We start from the raw sequence: 17,181 nt of genomic DNA, 5'->3' as shown, positions 1-17,181 counted from the left end.
AGCGGACGGGCCCGCGGCGGACGGACCGGCCCCGGGCTCCGCGCCGCGCGCCCTGGCCCGGGCCCACGCGCGGTCCCGGGCCACGCTGCTGGGCTCCGAGAGCACCCCGTGCCGCTGCACCCACACCTGCCGGGTGACCCACACGTCCAGCACGCCCCAGGTGGCGGCGATCGTGCCGGCCACCGTCAACAGCCCCATGGGGAAGGCCAGCCACACCCCGGCGAGCGAGCACAGCACCGCCGCCATCAGCTGGACCAGCGTCAGCGCGACGATCACGACGGCGCGGACGGCCGCTCTGCGCACCGGATCAGGCAACCGCGGCTTCGCGTACATGACTTCTTCACTCCCCCTGCACGGCGTTCCCTGCGCACACGGTTCCACGCGGGTGGGCTGCACCACAATCTCGGGGCACGTGTAGGGCATCGACGGACAACCCAGGATGAGGCACCCTGGTGCGCCGGTTGCCCGGCTCGGCCATTCTTACGAGCCGGTGGTCCGCCAGTAGTAAGCTCACGCCGTTTGCTGTCGGAACACGCCCTCGTACGGAGGGAATTACGTAGGGGAGGCCATGCGCTTTCGAGGGAAGTCGATCCGTCGGAAGATCGTGGTGCTGCTGCTCGTGCCGCTGGTTTCCCTCACCACCATCTGGGGTTTCGCCAGCTATCTCACGGGCCAGGAGGCCGGTCACCTGCTGAGCGTCTCGGGCACCGTCGACAAGGTCGGCACCCCCGCCGAGAACACCGCACAAGCCATCCAGAACGAGCGCCGCCAGATCCTGGTCTACCTGGCCGACCCGCGCCGCTCGGACGCCCTGACGCGGCTGCGCAAACTCCAGCGCGACACCGACCAGGAGGTCTTCACCCTCCGCAGCAACGCCCGGGACAGCGGCCTGCGTTCGGACCTCACCGCCGACTCGCGCCGCCGCCTCGACGAGATGACCGACGCCCTGGAGGGCCTGGACAAGATCCGCTCCCAGGTCGAGGACAACACCATCACCCGCGGCGGCGCCTTCCAGGCGTACAACGCCCTCGTCGACCCCTGCTACTCCTTCCTCACCACGCTCAACGGCCTCAAGAACGTCGAACTGGAGACCCAGGGCCGGGCACTTGTGGGCCTCACCCGCGCCCGCGAGTACCTCTCCCGCGAGGACGCGCTGATGGCAGCCGCCATCGCCTCCGGGCAGATGACCAAGGGCGACCGGCGCGCGTTCTCCGACCGCGTCGCCGAGCGCAACCTCACCTACGAGATCAACCTCCAGTCGCTGCCCGCCGAAGAGCGGGAGATCTTCGAGAAGTTCTGGAACAGCACCGACGGACGCACCCTGCGCGCGTACGAGGACACCATCGTCGGCGCGGGCGCCGGCGGCGCCTCCGTCGTCAGCGGCGAACGCTGGGAGAAGGCCACCTCCACGGTGCTGACCACGCTGGAGCGGCTCGGCTACGAGGCGGGCGGCCGCTACCAGCGCCGCGTCGAGCCGGAGGCCACCAAGGTCCTCACCCAGGCCGGACTGATCGGCGTGCTCGGCTTCGCCGCCGTCGTCGGCTCGATCGTCATCTCCTTCCGCGTCGGCCGGGAACTCGTCCGCGACCTCAACGCCGTCCGCAAGGAGGCCAACGAGTCGGCCGGCGTGCGGCTGCCCAGCGTGATGCGCCGCCTCGCCGCCGGCGACGAGGTCGACGTCGAGACCGAGGCGCCCAGGCTGGAGTACCCGCCGGACGAGATGGGCCAGGTCGGGCAGGCGCTCAACACCCTCCAGCGCGCCGCCGTCGAAGCGGCCGTCAAACAGGCGGACATGCGGCGCGGAGTGTCCGAGGTGTTCGTCAACCTCGCCCGCCGCAACCAGGTGCTGCTGCACCGTCAGCTCACCCTGCTGGACACCATGGAGCGCCGCACCGAGGACGCCGACGAGCTCGCCGACCTCTTCCGCCTCGACCACCTCACCACCCGCATGCGGCGGCACGCCGAGGGCCTGGTGATCCTCTCCGGCGCCGCGCCCTCGCGGCAGTGGCGCAAGCCCGTCCAGCTGATGGACGTCGTCCGCGCCGCGGTCTCCGAGGTCGAGGACTACGAACGGATCGAGGTGCGGCGCCTGCCCCGGCTGGCCGTGGACGGCTCCGCCGTCGCCGACCTCACTCACCTGATCGCCGAACTCCTGGAGAACGCCACGGTGTTCTCGCCGCCGCACACCGCCGTGCAGGTACGCGGCGAGCGCGTCGCCAACGGGTTCACCGTCGAGATCCACGACCGCGGCCTCGGCATGCCCGCCGACGCGCTGCTCGACGCGAACCTCCGGCTCGCCGAGACACCCGAGTTCGAACTGTCGGACACCGACCGGCTCGGCCTGTTCGTCGTCTCCCGGCTGGCGCAGCGGCAGGGCGTCCGCGTCTCCCTCCAGCCCTCGCCGTACGGCGGCACCACCGCCGTCGTCCTCATCCCCGGCAGCGTGCTCACCGAGACGCAGGACGGCGCCGACGGCGGCCGCGCCGGGCTCGACGCGGGGGAGGAGACGGGCACGCCCGCGGGCGCCGAGACCCCGGGCCGCAGCGGCCTCGGCGCGCTGAGCCGCGACCCGAAGCCCTCGCTGGAGCGCGGCGGTTCGCCGCGCCCGCTGAAGGGCCCCGTCGAACTGGAGTCGCCGCTCCCGGAGCTGGACGCGCCCGCGGGCGGCGGCCTCTTCGGCAAGGCCGCGGCCGAACAGCACCAGCAGGCCGACGAGGAGACCGAACGCTCCCGCCCCGCGGGCCCCCGCCCCTCGCCCCCGTCCACGGAACCCCCGGTCACGGCGGCGGGGAACGGACGCGGCGAAGCACGCGGCGAGCCCGACGAGTCGTCCGGCCGTCCGGCACCGCTGCCGCGCCGCCGCCGGAACACGCCCGTCCTCGTCTCCGACAACGGCCGCCGCGTCGGCGGCGACCGGCGGGGCGAGCGCGAGGACGACGCCGCCCGGGACCGCACCCGCCGCGCCGGGACCGAGGCCCCCTCGGACCCGAGCCCGGAACCCCGGCGCACCCGCGCCACGGACACCGGGCCCGCGGCGGCCCAGGGCGAGGGCGCCGGCGAGGAGCAGCCCGCCGCCACCGTCGGCGGCCTGCCGCGCCGCGTCCGCCAGGCCAACCTCGCGCCGCAGCTGCGCAAGGACGGCCAGGAGAGCGGCGGCGGGAAGGGCGAGCGCGCGGCGGAGCCGGCGCCCGCGCTGGAGGACCGGGACGCGGACGAGGTCCGCAGCCGGATGGCCTCGCTCCAGCGCGGCTGGCAGCGCGGACGCGCGAAGAACAGCGAGACCGGCGAGAGCTCGGCCGGCACCGGCGGCGCCGCGGGCCCGGAGGGCGACGCGGCGCGGGACACCCGGGGGAACGGCCCCGGGCGTCAGCGGGGGGAGACAGCACCAGGAACGACACCGGAGGGGGACGGTCGATGACCGCACCACAGGCCGCAGCGCAGAACACCTCGGGCACCGGGGAGCTGAACTGGCTCCTCGACGACCTCGTGGAGCGCGTCGGCAGCATCCGCAAAGCCCTCGTACTCTCCGGCGACGGACTGCCCCGTGGCGTCTCGCGGGACCTCACCCGGGAGGACAGCGAGCACCTGGCCGCCGTCGCCTCGGGGTTCCACAGCCTCGCCAAGGGCGTCGGCCGGCACTTCGACGCGGGCAGCGTCCGGCAGACCGTCGTCGAGCTCGACGACGCCTTCCTGTTCGTCACCGCCGCCGGTGACGGCAGCTGCCTCGCCGTCCTCGCCGACGCCGAGTCCGATGTGGGCCTCGTGGCCTACGAGATGACGCTGCTGGTCAAGCGGGTCGGTACGCACCTGAGCACCGCCCCGCGCGGCAGCTCGGACGGCAGGTGAGAGGTGGAGAGGGGCACCCCGCCGGGAGACCGGCGGGACCCGACAAGACGCTGACCGGACGCTGACAGGACGAGGCATGACGGACCGCTGGTTCGACGACGCGGCAGGACCTGTGGTGCGGCCGTACGCCATGACGCGCGGCCGCACCCGGAGCGGAGCCCACGAGGAGCGGCTCGACCTGATCGCTCTCGTGATCGCCGAGGACCCGGAGGCGCCGGACGACGGCGGCCCGGACGCGGGAGCGGACGGGGACGACGCGCTGCTGCACGACACGACCCTCGCCCCCGAGCAGGTCGACATCGTGCTGATGTGCCGCAGCAGCCCCCAGTCCGTGGCCGAACTCGCCACCGACCTCGACCTCCCGGTCGGGGTCGTCCGTGTCCTCGTCGGCGACCTCATCGACGCGGAACTCGTCCGCGTCAGCCGCCCCGTACCCCCGGCCGAGCTGCCGGACGAGAGCATCCTCAGAGAGGTAATCAATGGCCTTCGGGCGCTCTAAGCGCGCGGCACGAAAGAGCGCGCGCACCGAACCGGTGACGCTGAAGATCCTGGTCGCGGGCGGCTTCGGCGTCGGGAAGACGACCCTGGTCGGCGCGGTGAGCGAGATCAAGCCGCTGCGGACCGAGGAGTTGCTGACCGAGGCGGGCCGCCCCGTCGACGACACCGACGGCGTGGAGCAGAAGTCCACGACGACGGTCGCCATGGACTTCGGCCGCATCACCATCAGCGACGGACTGGTGCTGTACCTGTTCGGCACCCCCGGGCAGGACCGCTTCTGGTTCCTGTGGGACGAGCTGTCCCAGGGCGCGCTGGGCGCGGTCGTCCTGGCCGACACCCGGCGGCTGGCCGACAGCTTCGCCGGGGTGGACTACTTCGAGCGCCGGGGCATCCCGTTCACCGTCGCCGTCAACTGCTTCGACGACGCCGAGCGTTACCCGGTGGAGACCGTGCGGGAGGCGCTCGACCTGGACGAGGAGACGCCGGTGCTGCTGTGCGACGCGCGGGAGCGCGACTCGGTGCGGGAGGTGCTCATCTCCGTCGTCGAGCACGCCATGCGCTACAGCGGAACCCACCCGGCCCCCGCCCCCGCCGGCGGCTGACACACGAGTTCCCCGCGCCCCGGAAAAGGGGGCGCGGGGAACCGCGCGACCGGCCCTATCCCGCCGAGTCGTCCGCCCAGCCGAAGCTGCGCTCGACGGCCTTGCGCCACTGCGCGTACTCCCGCTCCCGCTGCTCGGCGCTCATCCGCGGGGTCCACTCGGCGTCCCGCTTCCAGTGCGCGGCGAGTTCGTCCAGGCCGGACCAGACACCGGTGGCCAGGCCCGCCGCGTACGCCGCGCCCAGACAGGTCGTCTCGGAGATCACCGGACGGATCACCGGTACGCCCAGCACGTCCGCCTGATGCTGCATCAGCAGATTGTTGGCCGTCATCCCGCCGTCCGCCTTGAGCGAGGTGATCCGCACCCCCGAGTCCTGGTACATGGCGTCCACGACCTCGCGGGTCTGCCAGCTCGTCGCCTCCAGCACCGCGCGCGCCAGGTGCGCCTTGGTGACGAACCCGGTGAGGCCGGTGATCACGCCCCGCGCGTCGCCCCGCCAGTACGGCGCGAACAGGCCGGAGAAGGCGGGCACGATGTACGCGCCGCCGTTGTCCTCGACGCTGCCCGCCAGTTCCTCGATCTCCGCGGCGTCGCCGATGATGCCGAGCTGGTCCCGGAACCACTGCACCAGCGCCCCGGTGATCGCGATCGAGCCCTCCAGGCAGTACACGGCCTCCTGCCCGCCCAGCTGGTACCCCATCGTCGTCAGCAGCCCGCTGGTGCTGGGCACCGGCCGGGTGCCGGTGTTGAGCAGCAGGAACGAGCCCGTGCCGTAGGTGTTCTTGGCGTCACCCACGCCGAAGCAGGTCTGGCCGAAGACGGCCGCCTGCTGGTCGCCGAGCGCGGACGCCACCGGAACCCCGGCGAACTGCCCGACGGTGCGCCCGTACACCTCCGAGGACGACCTGATCTCCGGGAGCATCGCCGCGGGCAGGTCCATGGCCTCCAGGATCGACTCGTCCCACTGGAGGGTCTCCAGGTTCATCAGCATCGTGCGGCCCGCGTTCGTCACGTCGGTGACGTGCACGCCGCCCTCGGGGCCGCCGGTGAGGTTCCAGATCAGCCAGCTGTCCATGGTGCCGAACGCGATCTCGCCCGCCTCGGCGCGCGCCCGCAGCCCGGGCACGTTCTCCAGCAGCCACATCGCCTTCGGCCCCGAGAAGTAGCTCGCCAGCGGCAGCCCGGTGCGGGCCCGGAAGCGGTCCTGGCCGATGTCGCCGCCCAGCCGGGTGCAGAGCCCGGAGGTGCGGGTGTCCTGCCAGACGATCGCGTGGTGCACCGGCTCGCCGGTGGCCCGGTCCCACAGGACCGTCGTCTCCCGCTGGTTGGTGATGCCCAGCGCGCTCAACTGGTCCGGGCGCAGCCGGGCCTTGGCGAGCGCCCCGGCGACCACCGCCTGCACCTTGGCCCAGATCTCGGTGGCGTCGTGCTCGACCCAGCCGGGCCGGGGGAAGATCTGCCGGTGCTCCCGCTGGTCCACGGCGACGATGCCGCCGCCGGAGTCGAAGACGATGCAGCGGCTGGAGGTGGTGCCCTGGTCGATCGCCGCGACGTAGCGCTCTGTCGTGCCGGAAGTCGTGCCGGAAGTCATGGTGGAAGGTCCCTTGTTCGACGGGATGCGGCGGACGCGGAACGTGCCCGGCCGCCTCAGAAGGCCAGCTGGTAGATCCCGGCCGCCAGCAGCGCCCCGAGGATCGGGCCCGCCACGGGCACCCAGGCGTAACCCCAGTCCGAGGTCCCCTTGTTGGGGATGGGCATCAGGCTGTGCGCGATCCGTGGCGCGAGGTCACGTGCCGGGTTGATGGCGTACCCCGTCGGACCGCCGAGGGACAGACCGATGCCGACGACGAGCAGCGAGACGATCAGCACCTGGGTGCCGGTCTCGGCGAGCGCCTTCGTCGCGCCGAAGGCGAGGATCGGCAGCACCAGCGCGCAGGTGGCGATGGTCTCCGTCGCGAGGTTGGCGGCCGGATTGCGCACCTCGGGGATGGTGGAGAAGATCCCGAGCGTGCCCTGCGAGGTCTCCGGGTCGGCGTTCGCGCCGAACTGCGAGTAGTAGGCGACCCAGGTCAGCACCGCGCCGATGAACGCGCCGAGCAGCTGCGAGCCGATGTACAGCGGCACCTTGCCCCACTCGCCGCTGTCGGCCGCGAGACCGACGGTGACCGCCGGGTTGATGTGGCCGCCCGAGAGCGGCAGGGACGTGTACGCGCCCGCGAGCACGCCGAACCCCCAGCCGAAGGCGATCACGATCCAGCCGGACGCCTGGGCCTTGGAGAAGCGGAGGTTGACGGCGGCGCAGACGCCCGCGCCGAAGAGGATCAGGATCGCGGTGCCGATCACCTCACCCGCGAAGATGTCCCCATTGGAGAATTGGTCCATGCCGGCTCCTAATCCCCGGCCGGGGCCGAGGCGCCGGCCGTCTTGGCGGGTTCGCGTATCCGAGAACGCCCACCGCGTGGAGCCGCGCCGGGAACGGGCCGGCGCGCCGGCTGTCTGCCGTGCCCGCGATCGCCCCGTTCCGCCCGGCTTCCGTGACGAGCGTGACGGCAGTGTTCATCGCAGGTGAGGGACCGTCAAGATTGTGCGCGCACCGGGCGAGCCGGACCGTCCCGGTCGCCCGCCGCCTGACCCGGCACCCGTGCCTGGTCGGGGCCCTCCTCCCCGCGCAGCACCTCGTACCCGCTCTCGCCGGGCCTGCCGCGCACCCAGCTCGACCCGGACAGCGCCTTCGCCGCCTTCTTCAGCGGGGCCAGGCAGGCCGCCGCGTCCGCGGGCCCCTCGACGCCGCCGGGCTCGCAGTGCACGGTGGCCAGCGACATGGTGACCGGCATCCCGCCCGCCGACCAGGGCGTGTCCAGCGCGGCCGCGGCCAGCGCGGCGGGCCCCTCGGGACCGGCGAGCAGCAGGAAGTCGTCACCGCCGATGTGCCCCACCCGGCACTCGGCGTCGCCCTCGGCCGCGGTGGCCAGCGCCTTGCCGACGGCACGGATCAGCTCGTCCCCGGCGGCGAACCCGGCGCCGTCGTTGACCTGCTTGAAGCCGTCGACGTCCAGCCAGCTCAGCGCGAACGCCCGGCCCTGCGCGATGCGTTGCCGCACCTCCGCGTTGACGGAGTCCGAACCGGGCAGCCGGGTCAGCGGGTTCAGCCCGGCCGCCTCCTCCACCCGGGACTCGGCCAGCGCCCGCACGATGTCGGCGAGGTGCACGACGCCCACGCACCGGCCCTCGTCGTCCACCACGGCGACGTCGTCGCCGGTGCGGCTCCGCTCGTCGGCCGCGACCACGTCCAGCGCCTCCCAGGCGGTCGCGCCGGTGCGGACGGTGCGGGGCGGGTCGGCGAGACGCATCGCGGGACGGTCCGCGTGCAGGGCGTGCCCGTACCGGCCGGAGAGGGACAGCAGGAAGCGGGCCCGGTCGACGGTGCGGACCGGGGCGCCGTCCGCGTCGACCAGCACCACGCCCGAGACCTCGGGCGCGCCGGTGAGCAGCGCGCGCACCTCCTCGGCCGAGACGGACACCGGCAACAGGGCCGCGGGCTGGAGGAATTGGGAGACCGGCGGGCCGGCCGGGTCCTGCGGCGGCGCGGCGGGACCGGTACCCGTCGGCCAGTGCACACCCGTCGTGGGCCGGCGCGCGGGCGGCGCGAACAGGTGGCCCTGCGCCAGCTGGGCCCCGGCCGCCCTGGCGGCGGCGCACTGCCGCTCCGTCTCCACCGCCTCGACGGCCAGCAGTGCCCCGACGCCGTCGCACAGCCGCCGCATCGCCGCGACGGCGGCCCGCCGCGCCTCGTGGCCCGGGCTCCCGGACTGCTCCTCGGATGCGTCCTGCCCGCCGTGCGGGTGCGGCCCGTCGTCCTGCGGGACGCGTGCGTCCGCGCCGGGCCCGGGGGAGGTGGGGAGGGACGCGGTGAGGGAGGCGTCGAGCTTGACGATGTCGGGGGAGAGGTCGGCGAGCAGGGTGAGCGGCAGGTCGCCGTCGCCGACGCCGTCGGCGCTGATCCGGAAGCCGTCCTCGCGCAGCGCCCGCACCCCGGCCAGCAGCGCCCGGCGCGGGACGTGCGTGAACGGCGCCCCGACGTCGACGGTGACCTCCCACGGGCGGCGGCCCGCCTCCCGGACGGCCTTGCGCAGGGCCGTCAGGTCGCCGAGCTCGGCGAGGGTCGCGGCGTAGACGTTGACGTGCAGCGGCAGCAGGGTCTCCTGGCGGGCGGCGGCCAGGATGCCCAGGGCCGCGATCTCGCCGTCGAGGCCGGGGGCGCGGCGGGCCGAGGCGAGGACGTTGCCGGTCTCCGGTCTGGCGAGGATCTCCAGCGCTGCCACGGATCCGGTCGCGAGGTTGACGACGGGCTGGAATGCGAAGCGGAGATGGTCCGTCCAGGAAGGCACGGGAGCATGATGACGCCCGCGCACGGGCGGCGTCAGCCGGTTCACCCGTAGTTCACGAGGGATTCCGGAGGGTGCGCCCGCCGGCGTGCGCGGGCCCGCCTGTCAGGAGGTGCGCAGCGGCTGGTGGCGGCCCGCGACGCGGAGGTCGGCCTCCATCGCGGCGGCCGTCTCCCGCAGGTGCGGGAGGAGTTCGCGGCGGGTGTCCTCGGCCGACCCGGTGCCCGAGTGCCGGGCGATGTTGACGGCGGCGAGCACCCGGCCGTCCGCCGCGCGCAGCGGGACGGCGACCGAGCGCAGCCCCTCCTCCAGCTCGTCGCCCACCACGGCGCTGCCCTCGCGGGCCGCCCGCTCGACCAGCGCGGCCAGTTCGGACGGCGCGGTGACGGTGTGCGGGGTGTGCGCCCTGGGGCGGGCCCGCGCCAGCGCGGCAGCCCGCTCCGGCGCCGGGAGCCCCGCGAGCAGGACCCGGCCCATCGCCGTCACGTACGCGGGGAAGCGGGTGCCGGGGGCGATGCTGACGCCCAGCACGCGGCTGGAGTCGACGCGGGCCAGGTACCGGATGTCGGTGCGCTCCGGCTCGTCGAGGACGGTGACGGAAGCGGACTCGTCCACCCGGTCCACCAGGCGCCGCAGATGGGGCTGGACGATGTCGGCGAAGGACAGGCCCGACAGCCGCGCGTGGCCCAGCTCCAGCACCCGGGGCAGCGGCCGGAAGAGCCGCCCGGCCGCCCGCGCGGACCCGTGCGAGGACGGGTCCGTGGCGGCCGCGTACCCGAGGGTCTCCAGGGCGTGCAGCATGCGGCGGGTGGTGGCGCGGGGGAGGCCCGTGGCCTCGGCGAGCGCCGTGAGCGGCAGCCCCGCGCCCCGCGCGCGCCCGAGCGCCCGCAGCACCGCGAGCCCGCGCGCGAGCGACTGCAGATACCCGGCCCCGAGTTCCGCCTTGGCACCGGGCAGGCCGGCGGCGTCCGCGAACCCGCCCCCGCCGTCGGGGCCTTGGACCGGTCCGCCGAGCGCCGCCGTCATCTCCGCCGACGCCTCCCGCAGCCGGGGCAGCACCGCGCGGGCCAGTCCGGGCGCGTCGTGCCGGCTGGTGTGGCTGACGACGCTCAGGGCGCAGGCGGGCGAGCCGTCCGGCCCGTGCACGGGGACGCAGACGGCGACCAGCCCCGGCTCTATCAGCTGGTCGTCCACGGCCCACCCGTCGGCGCCCGCAGCGCCGGCCCGCCGGGCGAACTCCGCCTCGACCGCGCCCGGTTCACCGCCGCCGGCCCCGGGGCGGCGGCGCGGGACGGCGGGGAAGCCCGCGTCGCAGGGGTCCGCCGCGTGCCGCTCGCGCCAGCGCCGCCACCGGGCGGCGTCCCAGGCGGCGGCGAACAGGGCGCCGGGGGCGCAGCGTTCGGCTGGCAGCAGGTCGCCCATGCGGAAGGCGAGGGCCATGGTGCGGCGGCGGGTGGCCTGCGCGACGAACCGGACGCCGTCGCCGTCCGGCACGGCCAGCGACACCGACTCGTCGAGCTCGTCGGCCAGCCGGGCGGCCCGTCCGGCGAGTGCCCCGGGCAGCCCGGAGGCGTCGAGGTAGGCGTTGCCCAGCTCCATCAGCCGGGGTGCCGGTGCCGCCGTCACGCCGTCGAAGTGGACGTAACCGAGGTGGGCGAGGGTGGCGACGACCCGGTCGACGGTCGAGCGCGGCAGGCCGGTGGCGTGCACCAGTTCGGCCGGACGGAAGCGTTCCTTCCCCTGCCCGCCCGGGTCCGCCATCGCCCGCAGCACGGCCAGCCCGCGCTCCAGCGGACGTACGGCCGCCCCGGTCTCCCCTCCCGGCATCGCGCCCCTCCAGCCGTTGGAACTTCGCGCACACCCGTTGACACCGGAATTCCGGTGGACGGAGACTCCGGCGAGCACATTATGAACAGAAGTTCACCAGGCGAACAAGGCGGGGTGCCCGGGCAGTTGAACGCCGCCGCACCCGCCCGCACGGAAGGGGACGACCCCGATGCGCACCACCGTCGGCATCATCGGCGCCGGACCGGCAGGGCTGCTGCTCGCCCGCCTCCTGCACCGCGCCGGAATCGACTCCGTCGTCCTGGAGAGCCGCGACCGGGCCTACGCCGAAGCGCGCCAGCGCGCCGGAATCCTGGAGCAGGGCACCGTCGACGTCCTCCGCGAGTGCGGCGCCGCCGGCCGCATGGACCGCGAGGGGCTCCGCCACGACGGCATCGAACTCCGCGTCGACGGCGCCCGCCACCGCATCGACTTCCCCGCCCTCACCGGCGGCCGCTCCGTCATGGTGTACGCGCAGACCGAGGTCGTGAAGGACCTCATCGCCCTCCGGGCCGAGGACGGCGGACCGCTGCTGTTCGGCGCCACCGCCCTCGCCGTCGAGGACGCCGAGTCGGACGCCCCGCGCGTCCGCTTCACCCACGAGGGCCGCGAGGACGTCCTGGAGTGCCGCTACGTCGTCGGCTGCGACGGCTTCCACGGCGTCTCCCGCACCGCCGTCCCCGCGCACGTCTCCCACGTCTTCGGCCGCGACTACCCGTACGGCTGGCTCGGCGTCCTGGCCGACGTGCCGCCCTCCAGCGACGAACTGGTCTACGCGGCCCACGAACGGGGCTTCGCGCTGCTCAGCATGCGCTCGCCCGAGGTCTCCCGGCTCTACCTCCAGGTGCCCGACGGCACCGACGCCGCGGACTGGAGCGAGCAGGAGATCTGGGAGGAGCTCGACCGCCGCCTCGCCACCCACGACGGCTGGACCCTCCGCCGCGGGCCCGTCACCGCCAAGTCCGTGACCCCGATGCGCAGTTACGTGCACGAGCCGATGCGGCACGGGAACCTGTTCCTCGCCGGGGACGCGGCGCACATCGTCCCGCCCACCGGCGCCAAGGGCCTCAACCTCGCCGTGGGCGACGTCGTCACCCTCGCCCGGGCCCTGGCCCACGAGCGGCGCACCGGCTCCGCCGCCCGCCTGGAGCGCTACTCGGCCGACTGCCTCCGCCGCGTCTGGCAGGCCGAACGCTTCAGCTACGGCATGACGACGATGCTGCACACCGACCCCGGCGCCGACCCCTTCGAGCGGCGGCTCCGGCGGGCCCGGCTCGACCGGGTCGTCACCTCCCGCACCGCGCGCGCCGAACTCGCCGAGCAGTACACCGGGCTGCCCCTGCCCTGACCGAGCTCCACCCCGTCCCGTCCCCGGCAGAAACGAGAGCCGCCATGTCCCCGTCCCCGAACGGTCCTTCGGCCGCGCCGCCGGCGCGGGGCCACGACTTCAGGTCCGTCGCCCCCGTCCTCGCCCTGTGCTGGCTCGCCGTCTTCTTCGACGGGATGGACGTCAACATCTACGGCGCCGTCATGCCGCACCTGCTCGACGACCCGGGCCTCGGCCTCACCGAGAGCGCGGCGGGCAGCATCGGCAGCTGGACCACGGCGGGCATGCTCGTCGGCGCCCTCGCCGCGGGCAACGTCACCGACTGGCTGGGCCGCAGGCCCGTCCTGGTGTGGAGCATCGTCCTCTTCTCCGCCGGCTCCGCGCTCTGCGCGCTCGCGCCCACCGCCGAAGTCTTCGGCGGCGGACGGTTCCTGGCCGGGCTCGGCCTCGGAGGGCTGATGCCCACCTGCCTCGCGATGGTCGCCGAGTTCGCGCCGCCGCGGCGGGCCGCGCTGGCCATGGGCCTGCTGATGACCTCGTACCACGCGGGCGGCATGGCCGCCACCGGCCTTGGGCTCGCCCTCGGCCCGCTCGACCCGCAGCACGGCTGGCGCTGGGTGTTCTGGGCCGGCGCCCTGCCCGCCGTCGTCGCCGTGCCGCTGCTGCTCAGGTACCTTCCCGAGTCGCCGGGCGTGCTCCTCGCACAGGGCCGCCGCGCCGAGGCCGACGCGCTCGCCGACCGGTACGGCATGGCACGCCCCGCCGCCGCCGAGGCGCCCGAAGGCGGGGCAAAGGGCCGGCTCGCCGCCGTCGCCGCGCTGTTCCGCGGCGAACTGCGCTGGGCGACACCGCTGTTCTGGGCCGCGGCCTTCTGCGGGCTGCTGCTGGTCTACAGCGTCAGCACCTGGCTCCCGCAGCTGATGCGCGCCTCCGGCTACGGCACGACCTCCTCCGTCGCCTTCCTGATGGTGATCAACGCGGGCGGCATCGTCGGCATGCTGATCGCCGGACGCACCGCCGACCGGTTCGGCGCGGTACGGGTCGCCGCGATCTGGTTCGTGCTCACCGCCGCGGGCACCCTGCTGCTCACCTTCCCGCTGCCGCTGGCCGTCGCGTACGTCGTCGTCTTCCTCACCGGCATCTGGCTGTTCAGCGCGCTGACGATGGTCTACGCGGCGAGCGACGCCACCTACGGGCCGAGCGAGCGGGCCGCCGGGCTCGGCTGGATCACCGGGGTGGGCCGCAGCGGCGCCATCGTCGGCCCGTGGCTCGGCGGGGTCGTCCTCGCGGGCGGCAGCGCCGGGTGGGGCTTCCTCACCTTCGCGCTCGCGGGCGCCGTCGGCGCGCTGGCCATCGCCCTCGTCCCCGCCGTCCGCCGCCTCGGCCGCGCACCCGCAGCCCGCGAACCGGCACCGGCGGACAACCCGGCCTGAACGGGGGCGCGTCCGGGCCGCCTCAGTGCGCGGCGAAGCGGTCCAGGGCGGCCAGGACGTGGGCGGCGGTGGCGTCGGTGCCGAGATGGCCCGCGTCCTCGACAACGGTCAGCTCCGCGTCCGGCCAGGCGCGGGCCAGCTCCCAGGCCGTGCGCAGCGGGCCGCCCAGGTCGAGACGGCCGTGGATCAGCACGCCCGGGATGCCCGCCAGCCGTCCGGCGTCGCGGAGCAGCGCGCCCTCCTCCAGCCAGGCGCCGTGCGCGAAGTAGTGCGCGGCGATCCGCACCAGCGCCGTCCGCGCCGCGGGCGGCCGGTCGCCGTACGGGCGGGAGGCGTTGCCCGTCTCGCCGGAGAGGACCGCGTCCTCCCAGGCGCACCAGTCGGCGGTGGCCCGCTCCCGGACGGCGGCCTCGGGATGGTTGGTCAGCGCCGCGTAGGCCGCGACGACGTCGCCGTCCGGGGGTGTGCCGGCGCCCGCGAGGAAGCGTTCCCACTGCTCGGGGAAGAACCGGCCCACGCCCCGGTAGAGCCAGTCGATCTCCGAGCGGCGGGTGGTGGTGACGGCGGGGACGACGATCTGCGTGACCCGCTCCGGGTGGGCCTCCGCGTACGCCAGGATCAGCGTCGACCCCCACGAGCCGCCGTACAGCAGCCACCGCCCGATGCCCAGGTGCTCCCGCAGCCGCTCCATGTCGGCGACCAGATGACGCGTGGTGTTGTGCCGCAGGTCCGTGGCCGGGTCGGCGGCGTGCGGGGTGCTGCGGCCGCAGCCGCGCTGGTCGAAGAGGACCACCCGGTACCGCTCGGGGTCGAAGCAGCGCCGGGCGCCCGGACCGCACCCCGAGCCGGGGCCGCCGTGCACGACCAGCGCGGGCTTGCCCGCCGGGTTGCCGCAGACCTCCCAGTACACGAAATTCCCGTCGCCGACGTCGAGCATCCCCGTCTCGTACGGCTCGACCGGCGGATAGAGCGTGCCCATGCGCGGACCTCCCGGGACGGCTAGGGGGCGCGGGCCAGTCAAGCAGACGCCGGGAGCCGGGCGGCAGGGTGCGCGGAGAGCCCGTACGCGGGGTGTCTACCCTCGGTGGACGATGAACGACAGCAGCCGCGCGGGCCGGACGAAGCCAGGACCCGGCGCACAGACGGGAACCGGCCCCGCGGACGCCGGACACCCCACGCCCCCGGACCCCGGCCCGGCCCCCTCGCGGAAGGACGGCCTCCGGGAGCGGTCCCGGAGCCTGTGGCGGGCGGTGCGGAGGCCGGTCGCCGCCGACTGCTGGACCACCGCCCTCGTGCTCCTGCTCTCGGTGTACGCCAGCACCAAGAACCCCTACCTCGGGCCCGCGCCCGAACCGTGGGGCAACCATCTCCTCGCCGCGCTGGGCGCCTTGCCGCTCCTCGCGCGCCGCCGCTTCCCCGTGGCCGTCGCGCTCGTCTCGCTCGCGGGCGCCGTCACCCAGGCGTCCCCCTTCGCCGGGCTCTTCGCCTTCTACGCGGCCGGCGCCTACCGGCACACCAGGAGCCAGGCCCTCACCTGGGCGCTGGCGGGCGTCGGCCTGCTCGCCTTCGCCCCGTGGGACAGCCTCCCGGCGCTCACCCTGGGCGAGTTGGCCGGCTGGCTGTTCCGCTTCGCCGTGCAACTCCTGGTCCCGCTGCTCATCGGCCTGTACGTGCGGGAGCGCCGCGCGGTGCACGCCGCGCTGCTGGAGCGGGCCGAGCGCGCCGAGCGGGAGCAGCGGCTGATTGCGGAGGCCGCCCGCGTCGAGGAACGGGCCCGTATCGCGGGGGAGATGCACGACGTGGTCTCGCACCAGGTGAGCCTGATCGTCGTGCACGCCAACGCGCTGGAGGCCGTCGCCCACGACCCGGAGACCAGCAGGCAGGCGGCCGCCACCATCCGCACGGCGGGCCGGCAGGCGCTGCACGAACTGCGGGAGATGCTCGGTGTGCTGCGGCGCGACGGCGAGGAACCGGCACGCGGCACCGGGTCCGCCGAAGGGACCGGCGACGCCCCGTCCGCCGAGGAGCAGCGGGCGCGGCCCACGCTGGAGCAGGCCGGCGGACTGGTGGCCGCCTCGCGCGCCGCCGGACTGCCCGTCACCCTGCGGGCCGAGGGCGAGCGGCGCACGCTGCCCGACCCGGTGGAGCGCGCCGCGTACCGGGTGGTGCAGGAGGCGCTGACCAATGTGCACAAGCACGCGCCCGGCGCGGAGACCGAGGTCCGGCTCGGCTACGGGCGGCGGGAGCTGCGCGTCGAGGTCACCAACGGGCCCGCCGAGGGCCACGGTCCGGACGCCGGGGGAGCGGACCTGCTGCCCAGCGGCGGGCACGGGCTGATCGGGCTGGGCGAGCGGGTCCGGCTGTCCGGGGGCGCGATCGACACCGGCCCGCGCCCCGGCGGCGGCTTCCAGGTCCTGGCCACCCTCCCGGTGCCGGCCGAGAACTGAGCCGGGCCGAACCGGCGTCAGCAGCACTCCCCTCCGCCCGGGCGCGGGGTCAGCCGGCCCGGCGCGTACGTCGGGCGCTGCGGCCAGCCCGCGGGGGAGTCCTCCCACGCCTCCTGGCGGCCGTACGGGGTCAGGTCGAGGAAGTGGTACGGGGCGAAGAGCTGGTCGAGGCCCCGCGCGTAGGCCGAGTAGGTGTGGAAGACCTCGTCCCCGTCCCGCAGGAACACGCTGTTGCCCGGCAGGTCGCCGCGCATCGCCTCCTCCGGGAAGCCCGAGGCCGACAGCTCCTCCTTGGTGCGGTAGTTGTACTCGACGGGGGCGACGCGCTCGTCCAGCGAGACGTGGAAGTCGTACGGGAAGTCGCCGCCCGCCGAGGAGTACCAGGGGAAGGTCCAGCCCCGCTCGCCGCGGTAGCTCTCGATCGAGGCCAGCGGCGCCCGCGACACACAGACGAAGGTGACGTCCCGCTCCTGAAGATGCGCCAGGAACGCGGGGGTGAAGTGCAGTTCGGCCGCCGCGGTGCAGCTGGGGCAGCCCCGGTCCTCCTCGTCCCGCCACATGAAGTGGTGCACGTACAGCTGGCTGCGGTCGCCGAACAGGTCCCGCAGGCCGACCGTGCCGCCGGGGCCCTCGAAGAGGTACTCCTTCTCGATCCGGACCATCGGCAGTCTGCGGCGCCTGGCGTTCAGCGCGTCCTGCGCGCGGCGCAGCCGCTTCTCCTCGGCCAGCAGCTCCTTGCGGGCCCGGAGCCACTCCTCCCTGCCGACCACGTCGGGGCGCCGTACTCCCTCGGGAAGTGCCATCTCTCCGCTCTCCGTT

The 17,181-nt window shown here is 74.8% G+C and carries 13 protein-coding genes and 1 pseudogene; 7 read left to right on the top strand and 7 right to left on the bottom strand.

Going from position 1 to position 17,181, the window contains the following annotated elements:
- Positions 1–75 precede the first annotated feature (75 nt).
- Positions 76–333: pseudogene (locus tag HCC30_RS28820) on the bottom strand (hypothetical protein); the annotation flags it as partial.
- Positions 334–568: 235 nt separating this feature from the next.
- Between HCC30_RS28820 and HCC30_RS24675 the strand changes: the two are divergent.
- The 4 genes from HCC30_RS24675 to HCC30_RS24660 all read left to right on the top strand — a co-directional run bounded on the left by HCC30_RS24675 (position 569) and on the right by HCC30_RS24660 (position 4,946).
- Positions 569–3,418, top strand: a complete 2,850-nt coding sequence (locus tag HCC30_RS24675; RefSeq protein ID WP_169444975.1) for a nitrate- and nitrite sensing domain-containing protein — start codon at positions 569–571, stop codon at positions 3,416–3,418.
- Positions 3,415–3,846, top strand: a complete 432-nt coding sequence (locus tag HCC30_RS24670; RefSeq protein ID WP_169444974.1) for a roadblock/LC7 domain-containing protein — start codon at positions 3,415–3,417, stop codon at positions 3,844–3,846. Before HCC30_RS24675 ends, HCC30_RS24670 begins: the two co-directional genes overlap by 4 nt.
- Before the next feature lie 76 nt (positions 3,847–3,922).
- Positions 3,923–4,345 carry a DUF742 domain-containing protein gene (locus HCC30_RS24665; RefSeq protein ID WP_169444973.1) on the top strand — a complete coding sequence of 141 codons (423 nt, stop codon included), beginning with the start codon at positions 3,923–3,925 and terminating at the stop codon, positions 4,343–4,345.
- Positions 4,326–4,946 carry an ATP/GTP-binding protein gene (locus HCC30_RS24660; RefSeq protein ID WP_169444972.1) on the top strand — a complete coding sequence of 207 codons (621 nt, stop codon included), beginning with the start codon at positions 4,326–4,328 and terminating at the stop codon, positions 4,944–4,946. Before HCC30_RS24665 ends, HCC30_RS24660 begins: the two co-directional genes overlap by 20 nt.
- 55 nt (positions 4,947–5,001) lie before the next feature.
- Here the strand turns inward: HCC30_RS24660 and glpK are convergent, their stop codons facing one another.
- The 4 genes from glpK to HCC30_RS24640 all read right to left on the bottom strand — a co-directional run bounded on the left by glpK (position 5,002) and on the right by HCC30_RS24640 (position 11,158).
- Positions 5,002–6,537, bottom strand: coding sequence for a glycerol kinase GlpK (glpK, locus tag HCC30_RS24655; protein WP_169444971.1), 1,536 nt, complete (start codon positions 6,535–6,537; stop codon positions 5,002–5,004).
- A gap of 56 nt (positions 6,538–6,593) precedes the next feature.
- On the bottom strand, positions 6,594–7,328 hold the full coding sequence (locus HCC30_RS24650; RefSeq protein ID WP_169444970.1) for an MIP/aquaporin family protein: 735 nt from the start codon (positions 7,326–7,328) through the stop codon (positions 6,594–6,596).
- Between the two features lie 194 nt (positions 7,329–7,522).
- Complete coding sequence (locus tag HCC30_RS24645; protein ID WP_169444969.1) at positions 7,523–9,334, bottom strand: EAL domain-containing protein; 1,812 nt, start codon at positions 9,332–9,334, stop codon at positions 7,523–7,525.
- Between the two features lie 102 nt (positions 9,335–9,436).
- Positions 9,437–11,158, bottom strand: a complete 1,722-nt coding sequence (locus tag HCC30_RS24640; protein WP_169444968.1) for an IclR family transcriptional regulator C-terminal domain-containing protein — start codon at positions 11,156–11,158, stop codon at positions 9,437–9,439.
- 169 nt (positions 11,159–11,327) lie between these two features.
- Between HCC30_RS24640 and HCC30_RS24635 the strand changes: the two genes are divergently transcribed.
- Positions 11,328–12,503 carry a 4-hydroxybenzoate 3-monooxygenase gene (locus tag HCC30_RS24635; RefSeq protein ID WP_169444967.1) on the top strand — a complete coding sequence of 392 codons (1,176 nt, stop codon included), beginning with the start codon at positions 11,328–11,330 and terminating at the stop codon, positions 12,501–12,503.
- A 44-nt stretch (positions 12,504–12,547) separates the two neighbouring features.
- Positions 12,548–13,915: an MFS transporter gene (locus tag HCC30_RS24630; protein WP_169444966.1), complete on the top strand. Its 1,368-nt coding sequence runs from the start codon at positions 12,548–12,550 to the stop codon at positions 13,913–13,915.
- Between the two features lie 22 nt (positions 13,916–13,937).
- On the opposite strand, the gene pip is transcribed toward HCC30_RS24630, so the two are convergent.
- Positions 13,938–14,894, bottom strand: a complete 957-nt coding sequence (gene pip / locus HCC30_RS24625) for a prolyl aminopeptidase (RefSeq protein WP_169444965.1) — start codon at positions 14,892–14,894, stop codon at positions 13,938–13,940.
- Positions 14,895–15,006: 112 nt separating this feature from the next.
- Between pip and HCC30_RS24620 the strand changes: the two genes are divergently transcribed.
- Positions 15,007–16,362, top strand: a complete 1,356-nt coding sequence (locus HCC30_RS24620) for a histidine kinase (RefSeq protein WP_169444964.1) — start codon at positions 15,007–15,009, stop codon at positions 16,360–16,362.
- A 17-nt stretch (positions 16,363–16,379) separates the two neighbouring features.
- Here HCC30_RS24620 and HCC30_RS24615 read toward each other — a convergent pair whose 3' ends face one another.
- Positions 16,380–17,165: a DUF899 domain-containing protein gene (locus HCC30_RS24615; RefSeq protein WP_169444963.1), complete on the bottom strand. Its 786-nt coding sequence runs from the start codon at positions 17,163–17,165 to the stop codon at positions 16,380–16,382.
- Between the last annotated feature and the right edge of the window lie 16 nt (positions 17,166–17,181).

The organism is Streptomyces sp. HNM0574 (genome assembly GCF_012726235.1).
In the GTDB taxonomy this organism is placed as follows: domain Bacteria; phylum Actinomycetota; class Actinomycetes; order Streptomycetales; family Streptomycetaceae; genus Streptomyces.
Note: the sequence above shows the minus strand (reverse complement) of the source record. Positions and strands in the feature narration are given on the sequence as shown.